This window comes from Rhodopseudomonas palustris (genome assembly GCF_003031265.1).
GTDB classification, from domain to species: domain Bacteria; phylum Pseudomonadota; class Alphaproteobacteria; order Rhizobiales; family Xanthobacteraceae; genus Rhodopseudomonas; species Rhodopseudomonas palustris_H.
The window spans coordinates 2,690,046-2,714,053 of sequence record NZ_CP019966.1; the positions used below are offsets into that span (position 1 = coordinate 2,690,046).

At 65.1% G+C, this 24,008-nt stretch carries 18 protein-coding genes; 10 read left to right on the top strand and 8 right to left on the bottom strand.

Annotated elements, in window-relative coordinates; all coding sequences use genetic code 11:
* The first annotated feature begins 24 nt into the window (after nt 1-24).
* Together RPPS3_RS12405 and RPPS3_RS12410 are read left to right on the top strand one after the other, a co-directional pair.
* Nucleotides 25-978: a cation diffusion facilitator family transporter gene (locus RPPS3_RS12405; protein WP_107344377.1), complete on the top strand. Its 954-nt coding sequence runs from the start codon at nt 25-27 to the stop codon at nt 976-978.
* Entirely contained in the window at nt 975-1,658 is a 684-nt protein-coding gene (locus RPPS3_RS12410; RefSeq protein ID WP_107344378.1) for a TetR/AcrR family transcriptional regulator, read from the top strand. The genes RPPS3_RS12405 and RPPS3_RS12410 overlap by 4 nt, the downstream gene beginning before the upstream one ends.
* A gap of 83 nt (nt 1,659-1,741) precedes the next feature.
* On the opposite strand, the gene RPPS3_RS12415 is transcribed toward RPPS3_RS12410, so the two are convergent.
* The 4 genes from RPPS3_RS12415 to RPPS3_RS12430 form a co-directional block, all read right to left on the bottom strand.
* The gene (locus RPPS3_RS12415; protein WP_011157992.1) at nt 1,742-2,509 is read right to left on the bottom strand and encodes a DsbA family protein; all 768 of its coding nucleotides are present in this window, start codon (nt 2,507-2,509) and stop codon (nt 1,742-1,744) included.
* A gap of 191 nt (nt 2,510-2,700) precedes the next feature.
* Nucleotides 2,701-3,330 carry a peroxiredoxin gene (locus tag RPPS3_RS12420; protein WP_107344379.1) on the bottom strand — a complete coding sequence of 210 codons (630 nt, stop codon included), beginning with the start codon at nt 3,328-3,330 and terminating at the stop codon, nt 2,701-2,703.
* A gap of 211 nt (nt 3,331-3,541) precedes the next feature.
* Complete coding sequence (locus tag RPPS3_RS12425; protein WP_107344380.1) at nt 3,542-3,931, bottom strand: BA14K family protein; 390 nt, start codon at nt 3,929-3,931, stop codon at nt 3,542-3,544.
* A gap of 182 nt (nt 3,932-4,113) precedes the next feature.
* Nucleotides 4,114-5,541 (bottom strand): M48 family metalloprotease, encoded by a 1,428-nt coding sequence (locus RPPS3_RS12430; RefSeq protein ID WP_107344381.1) that lies wholly within the window; start codon nt 5,539-5,541, stop codon nt 4,114-4,116.
* Nucleotides 5,542-5,648: 107 nt separating this feature from the next.
* On the opposite strand from RPPS3_RS12430, the gene RPPS3_RS12435 reads away from it, so the two are divergent.
* From RPPS3_RS12435 to RPPS3_RS12445, 3 genes are all read left to right on the top strand, one after another.
* Nucleotides 5,649-6,839 carry a pyridoxal phosphate-dependent aminotransferase gene (locus RPPS3_RS12435; protein ID WP_107344382.1) on the top strand — a complete coding sequence of 397 codons (1,191 nt, stop codon included), beginning with the start codon at nt 5,649-5,651 and terminating at the stop codon, nt 6,837-6,839.
* A gap of 158 nt (nt 6,840-6,997) precedes the next feature.
* On the top strand, nt 6,998-7,555 hold the full coding sequence (locus tag RPPS3_RS12440) for a biotin transporter BioY (RefSeq protein WP_199852226.1): 558 nt from the start codon (nt 6,998-7,000) through the stop codon (nt 7,553-7,555).
* Between the two features lie 98 nt (nt 7,556-7,653).
* Entirely contained in the window at nt 7,654-8,991 is a 1,338-nt protein-coding gene (locus tag RPPS3_RS12445) for a dicarboxylate/amino acid:cation symporter (protein ID WP_107346578.1), read from the top strand.
* Nucleotides 8,992-9,095: 104 nt separating this feature from the next.
* Here RPPS3_RS12445 and RPPS3_RS12450 read toward each other — a convergent pair whose 3' ends face one another.
* On the bottom strand, nt 9,096-10,115 hold the full coding sequence (locus RPPS3_RS12450) for a PGN_0703 family putative restriction endonuclease (RefSeq protein WP_107344384.1): 1,020 nt from the start codon (nt 10,113-10,115) through the stop codon (nt 9,096-9,098).
* 115 nt (nt 10,116-10,230) lie between these two features.
* Nucleotides 10,231-13,401, bottom strand: coding sequence for a ribonuclease E/G (locus RPPS3_RS12455; protein ID WP_107344385.1), 3,171 nt, complete (start codon nt 13,399-13,401; stop codon nt 10,231-10,233).
* Nucleotides 13,402-14,101: 700 nt separating this feature from the next.
* Here RPPS3_RS12455 and RPPS3_RS12460 point away from each other — a divergent pair.
* The 5 genes from RPPS3_RS12460 to RPPS3_RS12480 all read left to right on the top strand — a co-directional run bounded on the left by RPPS3_RS12460 (nt 14,102) and on the right by RPPS3_RS12480 (nt 21,793).
* Nucleotides 14,102-15,412 (top strand): N-acetylmuramoyl-L-alanine amidase, encoded by a 1,311-nt coding sequence (locus RPPS3_RS12460; RefSeq protein WP_107344386.1) that lies wholly within the window; start codon nt 14,102-14,104, stop codon nt 15,410-15,412.
* A gap of 220 nt (nt 15,413-15,632) precedes the next feature.
* Nucleotides 15,633-18,131 (top strand): penicillin-binding protein 1A, encoded by a 2,499-nt coding sequence (locus RPPS3_RS12465; RefSeq protein ID WP_107344387.1) that lies wholly within the window; start codon nt 15,633-15,635, stop codon nt 18,129-18,131.
* A gap of 119 nt (nt 18,132-18,250) precedes the next feature.
* Nucleotides 18,251-19,382 (top strand): peptide chain release factor 2 gene (gene prfB, locus RPPS3_RS12470; RefSeq protein WP_107344388.1). Its coding sequence is split into 2 segments (ribosomal slippage): nt 18,251-18,319 and nt 18,321-19,382, totalling 1,131 coding nucleotides; the frame shifts between segments, so codons are not numbered across the junction.
* Between the two features lie 2 nt (nt 19,383-19,384).
* Entirely contained in the window at nt 19,385-20,275 is an 891-nt protein-coding gene (locus RPPS3_RS12475; protein ID WP_283812299.1) for an NAD(P)-dependent oxidoreductase, read from the top strand.
* Nucleotides 20,276-20,416: 141 nt separating this feature from the next.
* Nucleotides 20,417-21,793, top strand: a complete 1,377-nt coding sequence (locus tag RPPS3_RS12480; protein ID WP_234819943.1) for a DUF4041 domain-containing protein — start codon at nt 20,417-20,419, stop codon at nt 21,791-21,793.
* Between the two features lie 4 nt (nt 21,794-21,797).
* Here RPPS3_RS12480 and RPPS3_RS12485 read toward each other — a convergent pair whose 3' ends face one another.
* Together RPPS3_RS12485 and RPPS3_RS12490 are read right to left on the bottom strand one after the other, a co-directional pair.
* Complete coding sequence (locus RPPS3_RS12485; RefSeq protein ID WP_107344389.1) at nt 21,798-23,162, bottom strand: M23 family metallopeptidase; 1,365 nt, start codon at nt 23,160-23,162, stop codon at nt 21,798-21,800.
* Nucleotides 23,163-23,255: 93 nt separating this feature from the next.
* Nucleotides 23,256-23,948, bottom strand: a complete 693-nt coding sequence (locus RPPS3_RS12490; protein WP_107344390.1) for a peroxiredoxin — start codon at nt 23,946-23,948, stop codon at nt 23,256-23,258.
* Nucleotides 23,949-24,008: the final 60 nt, after the last annotated feature.

The window sequence follows — 24,008 nt, forward strand, 5'->3', positions numbered from 1 at the left end:
CCAGGCTCGGACTGCGAGCGAACCATGAGCGGACTGCTCTCATTTTTTGATCTGTCAGACGAACGCGGCGTGTTGAGAACCTCGATCGCCGTGACATTCGTGATCTCTTTTCTCGGCATCGGCTTTGGCCTGTTCTCCGGATCGTTCTCGATCGTGTTCGATGGGGTGTATTCCCTGATCGATGCGGGGATGAGCCTGCTGTCGCTGATCGTGGTCAACCTGATCACGTCCTACGCGGTGGCGGATCATCTGTCGCGCAAGCTCAGAGAACGCTTTTCGTTCGGTCTTTGGCACCTCGAGCCGATGGTGCTCGGGCTGAACGCCACCTTGCTGATCAGTGCGGCGCTCTACGCCCTGGTCACGGCGATCGGCAGCCTGCTGAGCGGCGGGCGTGATCTGGAGTTCGGCTCGGCGCTGATCTACGCGGCCGTGACGGTGATCGCCTGCGCGGGCATCGCCGCCGTGGAATGGCGCGCCAATCGCAAGATCGGATCGGAATTCGTTCGCCTCGACGTGCGGGGCTGGATCATGTCGGCCGGCATCAGCGCCGCGCTGCTGATCGCCTTCATGATCGGTCTGGCGGTGCAGGGGACATCATGGCAGTGGATTTCGCCCTACATCGATCCGGCGGTTCTGGCTGCTGTGTGCGTGCTCATCATTCCGCTGCCGGTCTCGACGGTGCGGCAGGCGCTGGCCGACATCTTCCTGGTGACGCCGGTCGATTTGAAGAAGCATCTGGACACGGTGGCGGCGGCGTTCGTCGCCAAGCACGGCTTCGTCTCCTACCGCGCCTACGTGGCGCGGGTCGGACGATCGAAGGAGATCGAATTGTACTTCATCGTTCCTGCCGATGCGCCGGCGCGCACGATCGGCGAATGGGACGTGTTGCGGGACGAGATCGGAGATCTGGTTGGCGACGACGGACCGAACCGTTGGCTGACCGTTGTGTTCACGGGTGATCCTGAATGGGCCGAATGACGTCGACCGCAGACACAAGATCGAACACCAAGACCCGCGCGAGCTCCGGCCCGCGCGGTCTTGCCAAGCAGGTGATCGTCGAGACCGCGGTGGGTCTGATGGAGGAGGTGGGAGAGGCCGCCTTCAGCGTGCGCAAACTCGGCGACAGAGTCGGCTGCGATCCGATGGCGATCCTCTATCACTTCAAGAACAAGGACGGCATGTATCGCGCGATGGCCGACGCGCTGGTGGCGAAGCTGTCGCCAGTCGGCAACGATCTGCCTTGGCAGGATCGGCTCCGGATGCACGCGCGCGATCATCGTGCGCTGGCGCTCCGCTATCCGAACACGTTTCCGCTGCTGCAGAGATTTCTCAACACCGGGGTCGCCGACTTCCCGCATATCGAAATGGTTCATCGCGCGCTGGCCGACGCCGGCGTGTCCGACGCGGAGGCTCCCGCCGTCTGCCTCGCCTGGTACGCAGGCGTGATCGGGTTGTGCACGGCGGAGATCAGCGGGCTGGTCCGGCCGGCTCGCGAGTCCGAAGTCGCCGAAATGGAAGAGCTGCCGTCTGCCGAGTTTCCGGTGCTGAGGAAGCTGGCTCGCTCGTATCTGGCCGTCGAGACGGAAGCCGTCTTCGAAATCGCCAACGAGCTGTTTATCGAAGGACTAGGCAGCCGAGTGGGCTGCAGGTCGGACTGAAACGTCCGGCATGATCGTTTGGCAAGATCGCCAGCGCCGCAACAGACGGCCACTGGCGATTCTAACTCAGGCGACGATCGCGCTCAGCACTTGTCCTTGCCGCAGCGCGCGGTGTTGATCTTCTGGCGCAGCGTGTCGAGGCCGACCGCGCCGACCACCACCTGCTTGCCGATCACGTAGCTCGGCGTGCCGTTCATGCCCATCGACTCTGCGAGCTTGAAGCTCTCTTCGATGGTGGCGCGCACTTCCGGGCTGTTCATGTCCTTTTCGATCTTGGCGGGATCGAGACCGGCGTCCTTCGCGGCCGCGAGCGCGCGCGCCTTGTCGGCCTGACCGCGGCCGCCGAGCAGCTTCTGGTGGAAGTCGAGATACTTCTTGCCGGTCGGGTCCTGCATCCGCACGGCGATCGCGACCTGAGCGGCTTCGACCGAGGGCGGGCCGAGCACCGGGAATTCCTTCAGAACGACCTTCAGGTTCGGATCGTCCTTCATCAGCTCCATCATGTCGGTCATCGCGCGTTTGCAGTAACCGCAATTGTAGTCGAAGAACTCGACCATGGTGACGTCGCCGTTCTTGTTGCCGACCGTCACGCCGCGCGGCGAATTGTAGATGATGTCGGCGTTGTCCTTGATCGCCTGCTGATGCTTTTCAGCCTGAGCCGCCGCCTGGCGCTTGCCGAGCTCTTCCGAGGCTTCTTCGAGCACCTCGGGATGCGACACCAGATATTCCTTGATGATGGTTTCGATCTGGCTCCGCTGCTCGTCGGAGAACTTCTGCGCCGAGGCGACGGCCGGCGCGCCAACGATGGCGAGCGCGAGCAGGGCTGTGGCGAGCGGGCGGAACGACAGCATAGGCGGATCCCTTCGGCGGGTCAGGTCGTGGAAAAGACGCGTGGATTCGGACGTTTTCATAGCGCTTTTCCCCGGCAAATACGCGGTTTTTGTGAACACGATCCGGCCAGGCAGGGGCTGAGGCCGGTGCGACGCAACGACGCCGGCGCCCGGGAGAACCGAACGCCGGCGTCGTCAGATCGCGTGCCGAGTTACTTGACGGTGGTCAGGCGCAGATAGGGGCGGGGTTCTTCCCAGCCCTGCGGGAACGCCTTGGTGGCGGCTTCGCCCTTGACCGACAGCGGGATGATGACCTTGTCGCCCGGGCGCCAGTCGGCCGGGGCCGCGACGGTGTGCTTGTCGGCGAACTGCAGCGCGTCGATCACGCGCAGGATCTCGTCGAAGTTCCGCCCGACGTTCATCGGGTAGGTCATGGTGAGGCGGATCTTCTTGTTCGGATCGATGATGAACACCGAACGCACCGCAGCGGTATCGCTCTGGTTCGGATGGATCATGTCGTAGAGCTTGGCGACCTTCAGCTCCGGATCGGCGATGATCGGGAATTGCAGGTCGGTCTGCTGGGTGTCGTTGACGTCCGCGATCCACTTCAGGTGCTCGTCCACGGTGTCCGTCGACAGGCCGATCGGCTTGACGTTCCGCGACGCGAACGGCTGCGCCAGCTTGGCGGTCTTGCCCATCTCGGTGGTGCAGACCGGGGTGAAGTCGGCGGGGTGGCTGAAAAAGAAGACCCAGGAGTTGCCGATGAAGTCGTGGAACGAAATCTTGCCCTTGGTGGTGTCGGCGGTGAAGTCGGGGGCAATGTCGCCGATATGAAGGGACATCGGTACGGTCTCCTGTACGTTTGTTGAGTGCTGGATTACGCGCCGAACGAGGTCGTGCGCGTGGAAGGATGGAGACCTTCTAAATGGAGATTCCGCACCGCAGGATCAAGGAACTCGTCGCAAAAGCATCCGCAAAAAGCATCGGGCGATGCATGATGATCATGCACCGCCCGACGAATGTCTTATCTCGGTACGTCCTATCTCGGTACGGCTACGGGCAGGGCATCTCGCGGCCGCCCTTGGCGATGTAGGTGCCGGTCGCCGGATTGTACGATCGGAAGCGCCGTGCGCAGTAGTCCTGCTGCCGTGCCGCTTCGGCCTGGCTGGCTGCAATCGCGCCGCCGACGATCGCTGCGCCGATGCCGATGCCGACTGCGGCGCCCGGGCCACCCCAGCCGCGCCCACGGCCGCGACCCCATCCACGTCCGCGCCCACGGCCCCAGCCGCGCTGAGCATGCGCCGGCGTCGAGGCCAGCGTCATGGTCGCGCCGGTGGTGGCGATCATCCCCAAACCGTACATCGTCAGCAGCGCAACGCTCGCCAGCGCACGCGTGATGAACTTTCGGGGCTTGTTGCCCGCGGGTCGTGTCGAGTTGGTCATGGATGTTTCTCCCGATGTTGGAGCAGCGATGTTGTTTGCTGGTGAGCGCCGAGCGCTCGACGCGACCGTCGCGAGTCTTGGACGATCGCGAGACTCGAGCGGACAGGATCGCCGCGCCGGGAGTGTGACAGAGCCGTGCACACGGGACAATCCGCCGCGGCGCGACAATGACGCGCGGAACGCTATTTCTGGCCCGGCATCTTCGCCGCGACGATGTCGTCGGCCTTGACCCAGCCCGGCGAGCCGACCGGGAAGCGGGTCTTGGCGCGGGCCGCTAGCTCGCGCGCGGTCTTGGCATCGCCTCGCAAGTAAGCCGCCTGCGCCGAGGCGAGATCGGCCTCGGCGTAGTTGCCCTTCTGGCCGTAGGCCATGGCCAGATGGCTGTAGCCGAGCGGCACTTCGCCCTCGCGGCCGAGCGCGCCGCGCAGGATCTGGATGGCTTCGTCGGTGTAGGCCTTGTTGTTGCTGGCGACCAGCGCCTGGCCGAGCAGGATCTGGATCAGCGGCGCGCCATTGGTCATCGCCACCGCCTTGCGCAGCGGTGCGATCGCCTCGGCCGGCTTGCCGCCTTCGAGCAGCGCCTGACCGCGTAGCTCGTAGAAATAGGGATTGTTGGGCTGAGCCTGGATCAGGCCGTCGATCTGTGCGAGCGCCGAGCGCGGGTCACCGTGCAGATAGCTGGCGATCGCGCGTGCGTAGCGCGCCGGAAGGCTGGTGTTCGACGCCGGATAGCGCCGGTACACCGTATCTGCCCGTTCCATGAAGCCCGACACCTTGGCGCGCATCATGTCGTGGCGCATCTGCAGCGCCGGATCGTCCTTCTTGTCCCAATACGCGCTGGTCCGCGCCAGTTCGGCGAGCGCGGAGACGCGCTCGGCCGGCATCGGGTGCGATTGCGCATAGGGATCGGCACCGCGCGCCGCGAACAGGCTCTCGTTCGTGAAGCGCTGGAAGGTCTCGTACATGCCCTTCGCAGATTGCTGCGTGGCGTTGAGAAACTTCACCGCGGCGCGGTCGGCGTTCTCTTCCTGCTGGCGCTGATACGACAGCAGATTGCGCCGGATCACTTCCTGCGGCGCGGTGATCGCCGCCGCGCCGATATTGGCGGCGCCGCTGTTCGGGCCGGCGCTGGCGCCCGCCACCATCGCGCCGACGCCGAGCAGCATCGCGACGATCATCTGCGTCTGCGCCTGCGCGAGCTGGGTGCGCAGCTTGGAGAGATGGCCGCCGGCAAGGTGGCCGGTTTCATGCGCCAGCACGCCGATCAGTTGATTCGGCGTTTCCGACTGCAGCAGCGCGCCGTAGTTGACGAAGATGCGGTGGCCGTCGGCCACGAAGGCATTAAAGGTCGGATCGTTGATGATCGCGACCTGGATGTTCTGTTTCTCCAGCCCGGCGACGCGCAGGATCGGCCGGGTGTAGTCGCGCAGCAACTGCTCGGTCTCGGTGTCGCGCAGCAGCGGCGGTCCCTTCTGCGTCGGGGCCTGCGCCAGCGCGGGAACCGGCGTGATCGCCAGCGCGAGCGCGGTGAGCCCCGCGACCAGCCGCGACGCCTGCTTGCGTGCGGACGGGCATAGCCGTCCGGCGAAAACTGCAATGTCCTTCAGCATTGGCCGAGCATCGAATTCCGGGTATCTCCAAGTCGGCCCAGCAAGACGGCAGCGGCGCGGCGCGCAGCGGGTTCACCGAACAGACCGCGCGGGGATAGCAGAATTCGATGCTCGATGCGACCAAGACACAACGTGCGCGCGGATTGTTGACCGCGTCTGCCCGCAGCGACGTACCGCCGTTCATGGTGATGGACGTGATGGCGGCGGCCGACCGGATCGAAGCGGCCGGCGGTCACGTCATTCATATGGAAGTCGGGCAGCCGTGGGCGCCGGCGCCGCGGGCCGCGCTTGCCGCTGCACGTGCGGCGCTCGACAGCAGCCGGATCGACTACACCTCCGCGCTCGGGATTCCGTCGCTGCGCGCACGGATCGCGAACCATTATCGCGAAACCTATCGCTGCGATGTCGATCCGGACCGCATCGTGGTCACCACTGGATCGTCGGGCGCGTTCATCCTGTCGTTCCTGGCGCTGTTCGAGCCGGGCGATCGTGTTGCGGTCACTGTGCCGGGCTATCCGCCGTATCGCCACATTCTGAATGCGCTCGGCTGCGTGCCGGTGCCGATCGAGACGCACAGCGAGACGCGTCATGCGCTGACCGGCGAAGCACTGCTCGCCGCGCACCGCAAGGCGCCGCTGAAGGGCGTGCTGGTCGGCAGCCCCGCCAATCCGACCGGCACGATGATGACGCGCGAGGCGCTGACCGAACTGATCGCGGTCGCCGAGAGCGAAGGCATCCGCTTCATCTCCGACGAGATCTATCACGGTCTCGACTACGCGTTCCCCGCGGTCACCGCTGCGGAGCTGTCGCCGAATGCAGTGGTGATCAACTCGTTCTCGAAGTACTTCTGCATGACCGGCTGGCGTGTCGGCTGGATGGTGCTGCCGGAAAATCTGGTGCGGCCGGTCGAGCGTCTGCAGCAGAATCTGGCGATCTCGGTGCCGACGCTGTCGCAGATCGCCGCCGAGGCGGCGTTCGACGGCCGCGACGAGATGGAAGCGGTCAAGCGCGGCTATGAAGAGAACCGCGCGATTCTGATCGAGGGCCTGCCGAAGGCGGGCCTCACCGAGTTCCTGCCGGCCGACGGCGCGTTCTATCTGTACGCCGACGTCTCGGCCTTCACCGCCGACAGCTACGACTTCACCAAGCGGATGCTGGAAGAGGCGAGGGTGGCGGCGACCCCGGGCATCGACTTCGATCCGGTGCGCGGCAAGAGTTTCGTGCGGTTTTCCTACGCCCGTTCGGCCGACGACATGCGCGAGGCGGTGCGCCGGATCACGGACTGGCTTGCACGATAATTTCGTCTGAATGACTGGATCGGCAATTTCGCTGCTTGATCTGAGCGGCATTTCGTCGCTATAGGCTCCCGCGACTAATTCCTCTCGGGAGAATTCCCTTGCCGCTCGGTTCGTCCGCGCCGCCCAGGATAGGCGGCCACACCGCGCTCGCAGCCGATTTGTGGCCGCGGCGCACGGACGGATTCTCCGCCTGGTTGCGGATCGCGGTTTTGATCGCGTTCGGCTCGGTGTTGCTGGCGCTGTCCGCCAAGGTCAACCTGCCGCTGCCGCTGGTTCCGATGACGCTGCAGACGCTGGTTGTGGTGCTGATCGGCGCCGCCTACGGCGCGCGGCTCGGCGCCGCGACCGTGCTCGCCTATCTGGCGGAAGGCGCCGCCGGCCTGCCGGTGTTCGCCGGGCCGGTGGGCGGGCTGGCGCCGCTGCTCGGCCCGACCGCCGGTTATCTGGCCGGCTTCGTGGTCGCCGCCGTCCTGGTCGGCTGGTGCGCCGAACGCGGCTTCGACCGCTCGGTGGCCAAGCTGTTCGCCGCAATGCTCGCCGGCCACCTCACCATTCTGACGCTCGGCTTCGCCTGGCTCGCCTTCGGGCTCGATCTCGGCCTCACCAAGGCGTGGTGGGTCGGGGTGGTTCCGTTCCTCGCCGGCTCGCTGGTCAAGTCCGCGCTCGGCGCGGCCTTGCTGCCCGCGGTGCGCCGCATCGTCGACCGCCAACGCTGACGGTTCGTTCTTCAATCGACTAGGTCGACCGGGACTGCCTGCGGTCGGCCAGCAACGTCTTTTCGTTCGACAGGCATCAAGCGAGTGGAGTGATCGCCATGTCGGCAACGACCCATATCGATGCACCAGCACTGCCGCAACGCGGCAAGTCGAAGCCCTTCTACAAGGTGCTTTACGTCCAGGTGCTGTTCGCGATCGTGGTCGGCGTGCTGGTCGGCTGGCTGTCGCCGCACCTCGCCACCAACGAATGGATCAAGGCGCTCGGCGACGGCTTCGTCAAGCTGATCAAGATGGTGATCGCGCCGATCATCTTCTGCACCGTGGTGTCGGGCATCGCCCATATTCAGGACGCCCGCAAGGTCGGCCGCGTCGGCGTCAAGGCGCTTTTGTATTTCGAAGTGGTGTCGTCCTTCGCGCTGCTGCTCGGCCTGATCGTCGGCAACATCTTCCAGGTCGGCCACGGTCTCGCCGCCAAACCGGACGCCGGTGCGGTGGCGAAATACGTCGATCAGGCCAGCCATCTGAAGGCGGTCGACTTCGTGCTGCACATCATCCCGGATAGCGTGGTCGGCGCTTTTGCGCAGGGCGACATCCTGCAGGTGCTGCTGTTTGCGGTGCTGTTCGGCTTCTCGCTGATGGCGCTGGGCGAGCGCGGCCATCGGCTGCGCGACGTGATCGACGATGCCGCGCACGCGGTGTTCGGCGTCATCGCCATCGTGATGAAGGCGGCGCCGATCGGTGCGTTCGGCGCGATGGCCTTCACCATCGGCAAATACGGCCCGGCCGCGCTCAGCAACCTGCTCGGGCTGGTGCTGTTGTTCTATGCCACTGCCGCGCTGTTCGTGGTGCTGGTGCTCGGGTTGATTGCGCGGTTCGTCGGCTTCAACATCTTCAAGTTCATCGCCTACATCAAGGACGAGCTCTTGATCGTGCTCGGCACCTCGTCGTCGGAAAGCGCGCTGCCGCAGCTGATGGAAAAGCTGGAGCGGCTCGGCTGTTCGAAGTCGGTGGTCGGCCTCGTGGTTCCGACCGGCTACTCGTTCAACCTCGACGGCACCAATATCTACATGACGCTGGCGACGCTGTTCATCGCCCAGGCGCTCGGCATCGAACTGACCTTCAGCCACCAGGTCGCAATCCTGTTGGTGGCGATGCTGACTTCGAAGGGCGCCAGCGGCGTCACCGGCGCCGGCTTCGTGACGCTCGCGGGCACGCTCGCCGCGGTCAATCCGGCGCTGCTGCCGGGGATGGCGATCGTGTTCTCGATCGACAAGTTCATGAGCGAAGTCCGCGCGCTGACCAACATCACCGGCAACGGTGTTGCTGCGGTGTTCGTGTCGTGGTGGGAAGGCGAACTCGACCACGACCGCCTGCACGCCAATCTCAACCGCACCATCGATCCGTCCGACGTCGAGACGGCCGTCACCACCGGCTGACGCCGTCGCTGCAACATTCGCTCTGATCACGAGATGCCCGCGCTCGCCGCGGGCATCGGCGTTTTGGGGGCTCTGTTTCGCAGGTGTGAGCGGTCCGCAGAGTCCTACGAGACGACGGAAGCGCCATCGGACATGAAGCAATAGCGCTCGGTCAAATAAGAGGCCCATGGATCGTCTGCCCCTGCCTCGCGGAGAGTCGGCAGAAACAGATCCTCGATGGTACGATTGACGAAATCGTTCGGGCGCACGAGGAGTGAGCGGAATACATCGAACGCATCGGTGCCCAATGCGAGCTCACGCAGAGGGGGCGAGGTGACGCGGTGCAGGGCGCGATTGCCGGCCGGTGAGATGTGCAGAACCCGAACACGGCGCACGCCACCGTGCTGCGCCAGCTGCATGCGGTGCGCCAGCATCTGTTGACGGAGCAGTTGATAGAAGGGCTCGTAGAAGAAGTCCGTCAGATTGAGCATTGGATTCCGTTTCAACGGTCCGTTCGGATCGAATGCGATTGCGGTATAGCGACTGCATCGTTCGCAGTTGCCTTTCTTTGGGATCGGGGCTCCGTACTTTTCTGTGTATTTCCATTCGATCAGCAGAAATTCCGGGCCTTGATCCGTGCAGAATCTGACGACGGCATCGGCGCAGGTCGAGTTGGCGCCGCGCTGAAGCGGCTTTCCCTTCTTACTCTCGTTCAGGTAGTCGTGCCCGCCACCGTTCCATTCGAAGCCGACGTACCATGGCCGTCCGTCAGGGCCATCTTCGACCGGCATCATATCGGGCGGGGCGATGTCGAGAGCGCGGCCGATCAATTGCGAGAGGCGGCCGGGCTGTTCAGCCAACGGCATCAGAAAGTTGAGGCAGCATTGCTGAGACGACAGCGCGTGGTTGGCATGGCGGTGCCAGCTAATTCTGTACTTCGAGAAGTACTGCTCGGCAGTGCTCCTGATCATCGGCGCCAGGAGCTGCGCCTTCTCGCTCGGGTCCACCCGATAGGGTGAGTTCTGATAGCGAGTACGGGTCGGTAGCGTTTGGTCCAGAAAGGCGGTCTGGCGTAGCCGCTCGCCGACTTCGAATCTCGATGACGAGCGGCGACTGTTTGGGGTGCTCTCAGGCCGAGTATCCATGGGCAATATCCATGATTTGAAATGTGGCGATGGTCGCAAACCGACCGCTGGCGGCTGAAATGAAAATGCCCGCGGCGTGCGCGGGCATTTTGGAAGCTGTTGTCTTGATGGCGGCTTAATTGCCGCCGCCGAACCGGCGGGACCACCAGCCGACCCGGCGCGGGGCGGTGGAGGAGGGCTCCTGCGCGGGCTGCTCGGCTGCTTGCGTTGCTGCCTCGGCGGCCGGGGCTTCTGCCGCAGGCGCGGCTGCTACGGGCTGCTCGGCCTCAGCGGTCGGCTCGGGCTGCACGTCGGCTGCAGCTTCCGTCGTTGCGTCGGAGGCGGCCTGCGCGCCGAAGCTCACCTTTTCGCGAACCGTGGAGCGGCGACGCGCAGCCTTCTTCGCGGCGCTGTCGTCTTCGGCGGATGCGTCGCCGCTGTCGAGTGCGGCGGCTGCGGCTGCCGTGTGCTGCGGTTCGGACGGCACAGTGTCCTGCGGCGCGGCGTGATGCGGCTGTTCGGTCTCGGCTGCCGGTTCGAAGCTCGGCTGCACCGACGGGCTGCCGCCGTCGAAGTCGGCGACCGCATCGGCGGATTCTGCTTCGTCGGTTGCGTTCAGTTCGTCGCTGATCGAGCCGACCACGCCGGCCTCGGTCTCGGTGCCATCCGCAGTGCCACGACGGCGGCGGCCACCACGGCGACCGCGGCGGCGCGGACGGCGTTCGCCGTTCTCGCCCTGGTCGGCGCGGACTTCGGCCTCGCTGTCATCTTCACCGGCCTCGTCGCCTTCGTCAGCTTCGCCGACCTGTTCGACGCCTTCGGTCACGAACGGCTGCTCGCCGTCTTCGCCCACTGCACCGGCCTCGGCGGCGTCACGCGGCTCGCCCGACCGCCGACGACGGCGGCGCCGACGACGCTTGCGGCCTTCGCCTTCGCTCTCGCCGGCTTCGCTGCCCTGATCCTCGGCGAGGCCGACGGTCTCGTCGGTCTCGATCTCGGCTTCGAAATCGTAGCCGTCGTCATCCTCGGGCTCGTCGAGCGGCGCCGGGGAGGCGGCGATCTGCGCCGCGAGCAGCGCCTTGGCGGTCTCCAGCGTGTGGACCTGTTCGCCGCGGTCGATCACGAACGACTGCTGGCCGCTGACGGTCGGGTCCGCCAGTACCGACAGCGACACCCGGAAGCCGGTCTCGAGGTCGCGCAGATGGCCGCGCTTGTGGTTGAGCACGTACAGCGCCACGTCGGTGCGGGTGCGCACGATCAGATTGTGCGTGGCGCCCTTCATCAGCACCTCTTCGAGGCCGCGCAGCAATTGCAGCGCCACCGAGGACACCGAGCGGACGTGGCCCGAGCCGCCGCAATGCGGGCAGGGCTCGGTCGAGCTTTCCAGCACGCTGGCGCGGATGCGCTGGCGCGACATTTCGAGCAGGCCGAAATGCGAGATGCGGCCGACCTGGATGCGGGCGCGATCCTGCCGCAGGCAGTCGCTGAGCTTGCGCTCGACTGCGCGGTTGTTGCGCTTCTCGTCCATGTCGATGAAGTCGATGACGATCAGGCCGGCGAGGTCGCGCAGCCGGAGCTGCCGGGCGACTTCTTCGGCGGCCTCCATGTTGGTCTTGAGCGCGGTATCCTCGATGTGGTGCTCGCGGGTCGAGCGACCCGAGTTGACGTCGATCGAGACCAGCGCTTCGGTCTGGTTGATGACGATGTAGCCGCCGGAGCGAAGCTGCACGGTCGGCGAGAACATCGCGTCGAGCTGGCTCTCGACGCCCATCCGCGAGAACAGCGGCTGGCCGTCGCGATACAGCTTCACCGCGCGGACCTGCGAGGGCATCAGCATGTGCATGAAGTCGCGGGCTTCGCGATAGCCGGCTTCGCCGGCCACCAGCACTTCATCGATCTCCTTGTTGTAGAGATCGCGCAGCGAGCGCTTGATCAGCGAGCCTTCTTCATAGACCAGCTTCGGCGCCTGCGAGTTCAGCGTGACGTCGCGCACCGTCTCCCACATCCGGATCAGGTATTCGAAGTCGCGCTTGATCTCGGGCTTGGTCCGTGAGGCGCCGGCGGTGCGCAGGATCACGCCCATGCCTTCCGGCACGTCGAGGTCCTGCACCACTTCCTTCAGCCGCGAACGATCCTGGGCCGAGGTGATCTTGCGGCTGATGCCGCCGCCGCGGGCGGTGTTCGGCATCAAAACAGCGTAGCGGCCGGCGAGCGACAGGTAGGTGGTGAGCGCCGCACCCTTGTTGCCACGCTCTTCCTTGACGACCTGCACCAGCATCACCTGGCGGCGCTTGATGACTTCCTGGATCTTGTACTGCCGACGCGGACGGAAGGCGCGTTCCGGCACTTCCTCGAGCACGTCGTCACCGCCGACGGACTCGACGACGTCCTCTTCGGCTTCCTCTTCGTCGTCCTCTTCCTCGTCGTCCTCGGCTTCCGCCTCGGAGTCGGTCTCGACCTCGTGCTCGGCTTCAGCGTGATCGTCGTGCGCCCCGTGGACGTCGTCCGCCTCGTGGTGATCGTCGATCGGGAACGGCGCGTCCTCGGCGTAGCCGGCGCCTTCCTCAGCGTGGTCGTCGTCGTGCGCGTCGGTCTCGTCGTGCGACACCGCGGCCTGCGGGGCTTCGACCGGCGCGGGAGCTTCGGCAACCGCCGGCTGCTCGTTCGCGACGGGCTCGGCTGCAGCGCTCACCTCAGGCTCGGACGGAGCGGGTGCTTCGGACGGCGCGGCTTCGACGTGGCGGTGCTCGTGATCGTCGGAGGCGTGCGCGGCGTCGTGCTGCTCGGCGGTCTCACCCTCCGGCAGCTCGTGCATCAGGCGCTCGCCCTCGGCGTGCGCCTCGACCTCGTGCGCCTCGTGATGGTCGGCAGCCTCGTGCGGCTGCTCGGCCGCAACGTCGGCAACGGCTTCTACGATCTCGCTCTGCACCCGCTCGCCGTTGTTGCGGCGGCGATGGCTGCGATGCCGCGACCGGCGGCGGCTGGAGCGCTGCTCGCTTTCTTCTTCGGCTTCGCGGTGGGCGCGTTCGTCGGCTTCGATCAGGGCCTGCCGGTCGGCGACCGGGATTTGATAATAGTCGGGATGAATTTCGCTGAAGGCGAGGAAGCCGTGGCGATTGCCGCCATATTCGATGAAGGCGGCTTGCAGCGAGGGTTCGACCCGGGTGACTTTTGCGAGATAGATGTTGCCGCGGAGTTGTTTGCGCTGGGCGGTTTCGAAATCAAACTCTTCGACGCGGTTGCCACGGACCACGACCACCCGGGTCTCTTCCGGGTGGGTGGCGTCGATCAGCATCTTGTTGGCCATTTTTCAACTCATGTCGGCGAAGCGCGCGCGAAACGGCTCGCGCAAGCAGCGCGGCCGGCAGACGCGACGGTCCACCTGATTCGGGGGTGAGGGGAAGGCCGAAACGCATCGCGGTGTGCCGTGCCGGTCGGAGACCCGAGGCGACGCGCAAAGCGAAGCGAGAGCTTCGCGGCGGCGCGGCCTTTGCGTGGGTCGGTTTCGGCATCGCAGTCTGGCGCATTAAGCGTCGGCCCGTCTGAACAGGTGGCGGCTCGATCGGCCGCCGTGTCGTTTCGCTGATGGGCCGGCTCCGCGCCGAGGCGCTAAGCCGGAGTAGGGCATCCGGCAGGTGTGCCGAATGTGGCCGGTCATGAAGTGTTGAACCGTCCCTGGTACAAGAGAAGGCCCGGGGACGGACGCCGTTCGGGCTGGGCCGGCACTCCTTGACCTGCCGCGCGCTGCGCTGGCTCGGAGGGGCCGGCAAAACGCAAAATCCGCCGGGTTTGGGATCGGGGACTTAGCGCTGCACCGAGTGGCTGAACGCGACACAACCGGTAGTATAGACCGTCAGCAGTAAATACATACGTGGATTGGGTGGCGGTTGCAAGGTGAGCGTCACGGCCCGGCAACACTCCGCAGGTTTCATCCCGAGCCACTTAAGGTCCGATTAACCGTGCAGTTCTATTGCGGTAGAACGACTTCCGGGAGGGTTGGGATTCGTTTGGCACGCCGCGCAAATCATTTTGTTTTGTACTGTGCAATCGGTGCGTGCGCTGCAGCATTGTCGTGGCTGACGCCCTGTATGCTGACGGCCGCTTCCGCCGAGACCGCTGCGCCTGCCGCCGCTCCCGTTCCGACCTCTTTTCCGATCGCATCTGACGCCCGCATCGCCGGTGATGACCACCAGACCCGCCTGATTGTCGATCTGGACGGGAAGGTGCCGCTTCGCGCATTCGCGCTGGCCGACCCGTATCGCGTCGTCATCGACCTGCCGCAGGTCAATTTCCGGCTGCCGAAGGGCACCGGCGAGAGCGGGCGCGGTCTGATCAAGGCGTTTCGCTACGGCCTGGTCATGCCGGGCGGCTCGCGAATCGTGCTCGATCTCACCGGGCCGGCCAAGATTGCTAAGGCCGAGATCCTCGATCCCGCCAACGGTCAGCCCGGCCGGATGGTGATCGATCTGGAGTCGATCGACCGTGCCGCCTTCATGCAGGCGCTGCAGACCGCCGAGAATGTCGCTGAATTGCGCCCGACGGTGCCCGGTACCGAGACCACCGCGACGGTGTCGCGGAGTGTGCCGCTGCCGAAGGTCGAGACCGACGATCCGCGCCCGGTGGTGGTCATCGATCCCGGCCACGGCGGTATCGACAATGGCACCCAATCTGCCGATGGCGTCGCCGAGAAGACCATCGTGCTCGATTTCGCCGTGGCGCTGCGTGACCGGCTGGCGCAGCAGGGCAAATTCCGCGTGGTGCTGACCCGCGCCGACGACACCTTCATCCCGCTCGGCGACCGGGTGAAGATCGCCCGCGAGCAGTCCGCTGCGCTGTTCGTCTCGATCCACGCCGACGCGCTGCCGCGTAAGGAGGGCGACGCCCAGGGCGCCACCATTTACACGCTGTCCGATAAGGCGTCCGACGCCGAAGCGCAGCGGCTGGCCGACGCTGAAAACAAGGCGGACGCGATCGGCGGCGTCAATCTCACCGAAGAGCCGACCGAGGTCGCAGATATCCTGATCGACCTGGCTCAGCGCGAGACCAAGGCGTTTTCCAACCGATTCGCCCAGCAGCTGATGAAGGACATGAAGGCGACCACGCGGATGCATAAGCGGCCGATGAAGTCGGCCGGCTTCCGGGTGCTGAAAGCCCCCGATGTACCTTCGGTGCTGATCGAGCTCGGCTACGTCTCCAACAAGGCCGATCTGCAGTACCTGCTGTCCGAACAGTGGCGCAGCAAGACCGTTGGCGCGGTCGCCCAGGCGATCGATTCGTTCCTGAGCAAGCGCCTGGTGACCGCCGGCCCGCCGGGCTGAGGGCGCCATCAGCGGTGCGGGGACAGGCTTGGCCGGGCCCTAGTTTGGCCACAGCGTAAGCTCTATAAGAAGTTCGATAAGACAGGCTGCCCGGTTCGCGAGGCGATTGCAGTTCGGGCCTCGCCCGGTGGCGCAAACCGCCCGGGTTGCGAACGGTGGCATTCTCGGTCAAGGGACATCCGCCGCGAGGCGCGGCCCTGGATGGAAACGGAACTTTTTGATGCGCTTTCTGCTGCGTTTCTTCGGCTTCCTGTTCGCGGCCGGAACGATCGTGTTCCTAGTCGGCGTTGCAGCCGTCGCCGGGCTGATCTGGCACTTCTCCAAGGACCTGCCGGACTACTCGCAGCTGCAGGACTACGAACCGCCGGTGATGACGCGAATCCACGCGTCCGACGGATCGCTGCTCGCCGAATACGCCAAGGAGCGCCGGCTGTACCTGCCGATCCAGGCGGTGCCGAAGCTGGTCATCAACGCGTTCCTCGCCGCCGAAGACAAGAATTTCTACGAGCACGGCGGCATCGACTATCAGGGCATGGCGCGCGCTGCGCTGCTCTACGCGCAGAATATCGGCACCAACCGCCGGCCGCAGGGTGCCTCCACCATCACCCAGCAGGTCGCCAAGAACTTCCTTCTGACCAACGAGGTGTCGTTCACCCGTAAGATCAAGGAAGCCTTGCTGGCGATGCGGATCGAGCGCGCTTATTCCAAGGACAAGATCCTCGAGCTGTATCTGAACGAAATCTATCTCGGCCTCGGCGCCTACGGCATCGCCGCGGCGTCGCTGGTCTACTTCGACAAATCGGTCAACGAACTGACGGTCGCGGAAGCGTCGTATCTGGCGGCGCTGCCGAAGGCGCCGGCCGCGCTGCACCCGATCCGCAACCACGACCGCGCCGTCGAACGCCGCAATTACGTGATCGACCGCCTGGTCGAGAACGGCTGGATCAGCCAGGCCGATGCCGACAAGGCACGCAAGTCGCCGCTGACCGTCACCAACCGTGGCAACGCCGCGCACACCTTCGCGGGCGAATACTTCGCCGAAGAAGTCCGCCGCGACATCTTCGAGCGCTACGGCGAGAAGAAGCTGTACGAGGGCGGCCTGTCGGTGCGCACCACGCTCGATCCGAAGCTGCAGATCGAAGCGCGCAAGACCATGGTCGCGGGCCTCGTCCGGTTCGACGAAGCGCGCGGTTGGCGCGGGCCGGTCACCAAGCTCGAGACCGCCGGCGACTGGGGCGTCAAGCTTGCCGACGTGAAAGCGCTGGCCGACATCACGCCGTGGCGGATGGCGGTTGTGCTGGAGACCTCCGACCAGTCGGCGCGGATCGGCTTCCAGCCCGGCCGCGAACTCGGCGGCGCGATCTCCAAGCAGCGCGAGACCGGTCTCGTGACCCTCGAAGGCGTCAAGTGGGCCAAGCCGGCCGCCGGCCCGTCGCGCGGCAAGACTCCGCGCACGGTGTCGGAAGTGCTGTCGCCGGGCGAAGTGATTTATGTCGACCCGCTGCTCGACAAGGACGGCAAGGCGATCGAGGGCCAGTACCGGTTGCGTCAGCTGCCGGAAGTCTCCGGCGCGATGGTGGCGATGGACCCGTCCACGGGCCGCGTGCTGGCGATGGTCGGCGGCTTCTCGTTCGACCAGAGCCAATTCAACCGCGCCACCCAGGCGTATCGGCAGCCGGGTTCGTCGTTCAAGCCGCTGGTGTACTCGGCCGCGATGGACAATGGCTACACCCCGTCGACGGTGGTGATCGACGCTCCGATCGAAATCGACCAGGGGCAGGGCGTCGGCGTGTGGCGTCCTGAGAACTACTCGACCGGCAAGTATTACGGCCCGACCACGCTGCGCAACGCGCTGCAGCGCTCGCTCAACACCGTGACGGTGCGGCTGGCGCAGGACATCGGCATGCCGCTGATCGGCGAATACGCCAAGCGGTTCGGCGTCTATGACGACCTGCCGAACTATCTGTCGTATGCGCTCGGCGCCGGTGAAACCACGGTGATGCGGATGGTCACCGCCTATTCGATGTTCGCCAATGGCGGGCGGCGGGTGAAGGCGACGCTGATCGACCGCATCCAGGACCGCTACGGCCACACCATCTTCAAGCACGATCAGCGCGAATGCCGCGGCTGCGAAGCGCCCAACGGCTGGAAGAACCAGCCGGAGCCGCAGCTCGTCGACCGCCGCGAGCAGGTGCTCGATCCGATGACCGCCTATCAGATCACCTCGATGATGGAAGGCGTGGTTCAGGCCGGTACCGCGACCGTGCTTCGCGAAGTCGGCAAGCCGATCGCCGGCAAGACCGGCACCACCAACGACGAGAAGGACGCCTGGTTCATCGGCTTCTCGCCGGACCTCGTGTGCGGCGTCTATATCGGCTACGACAAGCCGCGCAATCTCGGCCGCGGCGCGACCGGCGGCCATCTCGCAGCGCCGATCGCCAAGGACTTCTTCAAGCTCGCGCTCGCCGAGAAGCCGGCGGTACCGTTCCGCGTGCCGGCCGGCATCAAGCTGGTCCGCGTCGACGCCAAGAGCGGCATGCGTGCCGGCCCGGGCGACGGCCGCACCATCCTCGAGGCGTTCAAGCCGGGCACCGCGCCGCCGGACAATTACGCCGTGATCGGCGTCGCCGACGCCGACGCGCGCCAGCAGCAGCAACAGCAGATGGCGCCGCCGGACGATCGCGGCTTCATGCGGCCGGGCACCGGCGGGCTGTACTAGCCCCCACGGCCAATCGCCGCGCGGTTGATCGCGGCGATTGCGCTTTGCCGCCGCGACCGCTAAATCGCCTTCATCATCGATGCGGCCACGAGGGCCGCATCTCCGCCATCAGAGTTTCCATGCGCGCAGAAATCGAACGCCTCGTCGAAGAGATCAAGCAGTCAGTCGGGCTGCTGAGGAGGCATCTTTGACGTCGATCAGTCGACCGTCCGCCTCGCGGAGCTGAACAAGCTCGCCGAGGATCCCGACCTCTGGAACGATCCGCAGAAGGCCCAGAAGCTGATGCAGGAGCGCACCTCGCTTGAGGATTCGCTCACCGGCATCGGCAAGGTCGAGCGTGAGCTGACCGACAATATCGAGATGATCGAACTCGGCGAGGCCGAGGGCGACGAAGGTATCGTCAAGGAAGCCGAGGACGCGCTGAAAGCGCTGAAGAAGGAAGTGGCGCGCCGCGAGCTGGAAGCGCTGCTGTCCGGCGAAGCCGACCGCTTCGACACCTATCTCGAAGTCCACGCCGGCGCCGGCGGCACCGAGAGCCAGGACTGGGCCTCGATGCTGCTGCGGATGTATGTCCGCTGGGCGGAGAAGCACGGCTTCAAGATCGAGTATCTCGAAGAGTCCGAGGGCGAAGAGGCGGGGATCAAGTCGGCGACGATTCAGATCTCCGGCCACAATGCCTATGGCTGGCTGAAGACCGAGGCCGGCGTGCATCGCCTGGTGCGGATCTCGCCGTTCGACTCCAACGCCCGCCGGCACACCTCGTTCTCGAGCGTGCAGATCTTCCCGGTGATCGACGACAGCATCAAGATCGACATCAAGGAAAGCGACGTCCGCACCGACACCATGCGGTCGGGCGGCGCCGGCGGTCAGCACGTCAACAAGACCGAATCCGCGGTGCGCCTGACGCATATCCCGACCGGCGTCGCGGTGGTCTGTCAGGCCGGCCGGTCGCAGCATAAGAACCGCGCCCAGGCGTGGGACATGCTGCGCGCGCGGCTGTACGAGATCGAGCTGAAGAAGCGCGAAGAGCAGGCCGCCGCCGATCAGGCCGCCAAGACCGATATCGGCTGGGGGCACCAGATCCGCTCTTACGTGCTGCAGCCGTATCAGATGGTGAAGGACCTGCGCACCGGCGTGCAGACGTCCGACACCGCCGGGGTGCTCGACGGCGATCTCGACGAGTTCATGGCCGCGACCCTGGCCCAGCGCGCCTTCGGCGGCGGACCGGGCGCGATCGAGGACGTCGACTAAGCGTGGGCGAGGGCGCCCGCGCGAGGGTTGGCTTCATCGGCCTCGGCAGGATGGGCCACGGCATGGCCGGCCGGTTGCTCGACGCCGGCTTCGATGTCGCGGTGTGGAATCGTAGCAAGGCCAAGGCGGACGACCTGATCCGCCGCGGCGCGCGATGGGCCGATAGCCCGGCCGAAGCCGCGCGTGATGCGCGCGCCATCCTGACAATGGTCGCCGACGATGCCGCCTCGCAGACGGTTTGGCTCGGCCCCGAGGGCGCGGCAACGACCGCCCCGACCGGCGCGCTGGCGATCGAATGTTCGACGGTGTCGCACCAGCATGCCCTCGATATGGCCGCAGCGGTCCGCGCGCGAGGGCTGGTCTATATCGATTGTCCGGTGACCGGACTTCCCGATGCCGCAGCACGCGGCGAGCTGACATTGCTGATTGGTGCGGAGCCGGCCGACCTCGATCAGGCCCGGCCGTTTCTCACGCCACTGAGCCAGACGATCCGCCATTTCGGCGCGGTCGGCGCCGGCACGGTCTACAAGCTGATCAACAATCTGATGGGCGCGATCCAAATCGCCGGGATCGCCGAAGGCATCGCCATCGCCGAACAGGCCGGTCTCGACATGGCGCTGGTGCGCGAGGCGCTCCTCGGCAGCGTGGTGGCAAGTCCGCAGGTGCTGCGTCACGCGCCCCGCATGATCGCCCGCGACTTCAGCAACGCCACCTTCACGGCCGCGCTGCGGCACAAAGATGCGGTGTATGCGGTGCAGCTCGCCGAGACGCTCGTGCCACACCTTCCGCTCAGCCGCGCGGCCGTCGACGCTTACGAAAAAGCCGTTGCCGCTGCGCCCGACGAGGACGAGGGCAGGCTGATCGAGTTCCTGTCTGATGGGCCTCGCCTTTAAAATTCGCCAATTTCGGAAAACGGATCGTTAAGCCTTTATTGTCTGCGTTGCTCGCGCAGGTTGAGGGATCTCTGCGCTCGCGCTTATTGTTCGACCCGCCTTAGCAACGTCGGCTAGTTTGAGATCTTAGCGGGGGCGACCTTGGCAATTGTTGTTTTCGTTGTCGTGACTGTTCTGTTCTTGCTTCCCTTCATTTTGGGCTGGCTAATCATCAAATTCGTTCGAGAGCGCCGCCGCCACTGTGACGAACTGCAAAGCCTTTCCGAGCAGTTGTCCGAACTCGAGGAGCGGTCGCGCCCGATAACGGATATTCAAACGGAGTTGGCTCGCCTGGACGAAGAGGTACGTACTCGCGTCTGTACGATCGAGGACCTGAAGCTCTCATATCGCGATAAGAAAGCGCGTCTCGATCGCCTCGCTGCTGAGCTTGATAGCCTGAACGAGAAGAGCGATCTGGCCGATGTTGCCGTCTATGAGCCGCATTTCGATTTCTCGGACAGCGAGCAGTTCAAGCATGCGATCCGCGAAAACCGAGCGCACCAGAAGACTATGGTCAGGGAGAAATCCGCAGTCATTTGCACAACAGGATGGTTGCTCGAAGGTAGCGAGGTGAGCGGTCAGCTCATGATCGATCGGACCATTAAACTGACCCTGCGTGCTTTCAATAATGAATGCGATGCGGCCATCGCCAACGTTCGTTGGAACAACGTCGACACGATGGAAAAGCGAATACTGAATGCGCAGCTCAAGATTGATGAGCTAAACTCATATGTCTCGGTTTTGATCGCTCGCGAGTTTCTCAATCTCAAGCTGAAAGAGTTGTACCTTACGCACGAGTATCGCGAAAAGCTAAAGAAGGAGCGCGACGAACGTGCAGAACTGGCGAGAGCAGCGCGTGAAGAGCAAAAACTGCAGCGAGACCTCGAGCGTGCCGAAGACGATCAGGCCAACTATCAGCGGCTTCTCGACAAAGCGAGGGAGGACGCGGCCCGCGCCATTGGACCTCGCCTTGATGCGCTGAAGGAACAAATCAGACTTCTGGAGAATGATCTCAGCAGTGCTCAGGCGAAGGTCAGTAGGGCCCAAGCCATGGCTGAGATGACCCGTTCCGGATACGTGTATGTTATTTCGAACTACGGCTCATTCGGTCCAGATGTGGTCAAGATTGGTTTGACGCGTCGGTTGGACCCAAATGATAGAATTCGAGAGCTTGGGGATGCGAGCGTCCCATTTCCGTTCGATACCCACGCAATCATCTATAGCGACGATGCGCCAACGCTCGAAAGGACCTTGCACGACCATTTCGAGATCGTCCGCGTTAACACCGAAAATGACAGGAAAGAGTTCTTCCGCGCCACGCTTGATCAGGTCGAAGATGCGGTTCGCTCAGTCGCCCCCAACGCGATGTTCTTCAAAGACATCGAGGCACAAGAGTATCGCGAGACATTAGCTAGGCGTTCGTCCGCGCTGAATTCGATCTTGCCCAGGTCCGAGGTGCGCCTGCCAATAGCAGTGTGACTAACTAACCCGCGCCCGCCAGCCGCACACCGGCGCGCAGGAATTTCTGCGGATCTACCGCTTCGCCGTCGATGCGGGTTTCGTAGTGCAGATGCGGGCCGGTCGAGCGGCCGGTGGAGCCGACTTCGCCGATCACCTGGCCGATCTGCACGCTCTGGCCGACCTTGGCGATGATCTTCGACAGGTGGCCGTAGCGGGTCGACAGGCCGTTGCCGTGATCGATCTCGACCATCTGGCCGTAGCCGCCCTGCCAGCCGGCATTCACCACCTTGCCGACCGCGGTGGCGCGGACCGGATCGCCGCTGGAGGCGCGGAAGTCGAGCCCGGTGTGCATCGCCGGACGGCCGAGGAACGGATCGGAGCGGACGCCGAAGCCCGAGGAGAACTCGACTTCGCCGAGCACCGGCTTGCGATACGGCACCAGCGCGAGGGCGCGGTTGAGGCGTTCGAACTGCGAGCGGCTGATGTAGATCCTGTACAGCTGACGGTCGAACGCGCTGGCGTTGGCGCCCGGCTGCTTCACCGGCACGAACGGACCGCCGACGGCAGCGCGCGGCGCGGAGGCTTCGATGCCTCGGGCGTCGAGGCCGAGATCAGTCAGCACGCCCCGCATCCGGCGCGCACGCGACTCGAAGCTCTCTTCGACCGCGCCGAGCGAGGCAACCTGGCGGCGCTCGACCTGGTCGAGCGAGGTCTGCAACCGCATCAAAACGCTCTCGACGCCCTGGCTCTTGGCGTACTGCGTCGGCGCTTGTTCGAGCGCGGACGGCGAGGTGCGCGACTCCAGCCGCGCCTCGCGGTCGGGCGGCGCGACGAAGATCACCGTGTCGTTGATCGGCGACGGCTTCGGCCGGCTGTTCGTCTCGGCTTCGAACGACGGCGTGCGGGTCGGCTTGATGCTGCCGGTGACGCCGACGTCGGGCAGGGCGCTGAGCGCGCCGGCGCGAGACTCCAGCAGCGACTGCCGCCGCATGATCTGTTCGAGCTTCTGATCGAACTGCTCCTGGTCAAGCAGCTGCCGGCTGGTGGTGCGATCGACCTTGGCGCGCAGCTCGGCGATCCGATCCTCATAGGCGTATTGCATCTCGGCCTGGCGGGCGATCAGCCGCGTCAGCACGTCGTCGCGGAATGTGAAGTAGGTCGCGGTCGCCGCGCTCCAGCAGCCGAGCAGCACGACGCTGCCGACCGCGATCCAGAACAGCACCGGCCCGATCCGCACCTGACGGCCGGCATGCGCAATCGTGTAGCTGTTACCAGCCGGCGCCGGCCGCTGAGGCGGACGCGCCTGGCGCGGCGCCGCCGGTCGGGGGGCTTGTTGATGGGCGTGGGGGTGAATCGCTGCGGATGGGTGGCCGGAACGGTACGACATCGGAACTCCCGCGCCGAACGGAAACTCGTCACGGTTCCGCTCAAGGCGCGGTGCGATTTGACCCCTGCATGGTTAATTTTCAGAAAATGAAAACTATAGAGATTGCGCTGCAGCGAGCACCTGATCGGCGTGGCCGTCGACCTTCACGTTGCGCCACACCCGCGCGACGCGGCCCTCAGCATCGATCAAAACCGTGCTGCGAATAATCCCTTCGAACTTCCGGCCGTACAACGATTTCTCGCCCCAGGTGCCGTAAGCTTCGAGCATCGCATGCGTGGGATCGGACAGCAGCGGCGTCGCCAGCTGATGTTTGTCGCGGAACGAGTCCTGCGCCTTCACCGAGTCGGCCGAGACGCCGAGCACGGCCGTGCCGCAGGCTTTGAAATCGGCGGCTAGGCGGGTGAAGTCGATCGCCTCGCGGGTGCAGCCAGGGGTGTTGGCCTTCGGATAGAAGAACAGAACCAGCTTCTGGCCGGCAAAGTCGGCGCGGGAGATCTCGCCGCCGCCATCGCGCGGCAGCCTGAAGTCCGGCGCGACGCTGCCCTCGGCGAGGCCGGCTGGCTTGGTTGCGGCGGATTTGGCCGCGGACTTCGCGTTAGCCTTCGGCGCCGCCGTCTTGGCAGTAGTGGGCTTGGCAGCGGGCAACTTGGCAGCAGCCTTCTTCGTCACGGCCGTGGTCTTCGCGGCGGACGGTTTGGCTGCCGCCTTCGTCGTCACCTTGGAGGTTTTCTTGGTGGCGGGCTTGGTGGCCGCCTTGGATGGTTTCTTGGGCGTCGGCTTGGGCATGCGCCTTCCTTTCGTCGCTTTCGAAGGGTCAAACATCGATTATCGCCTGGAAACGATGCG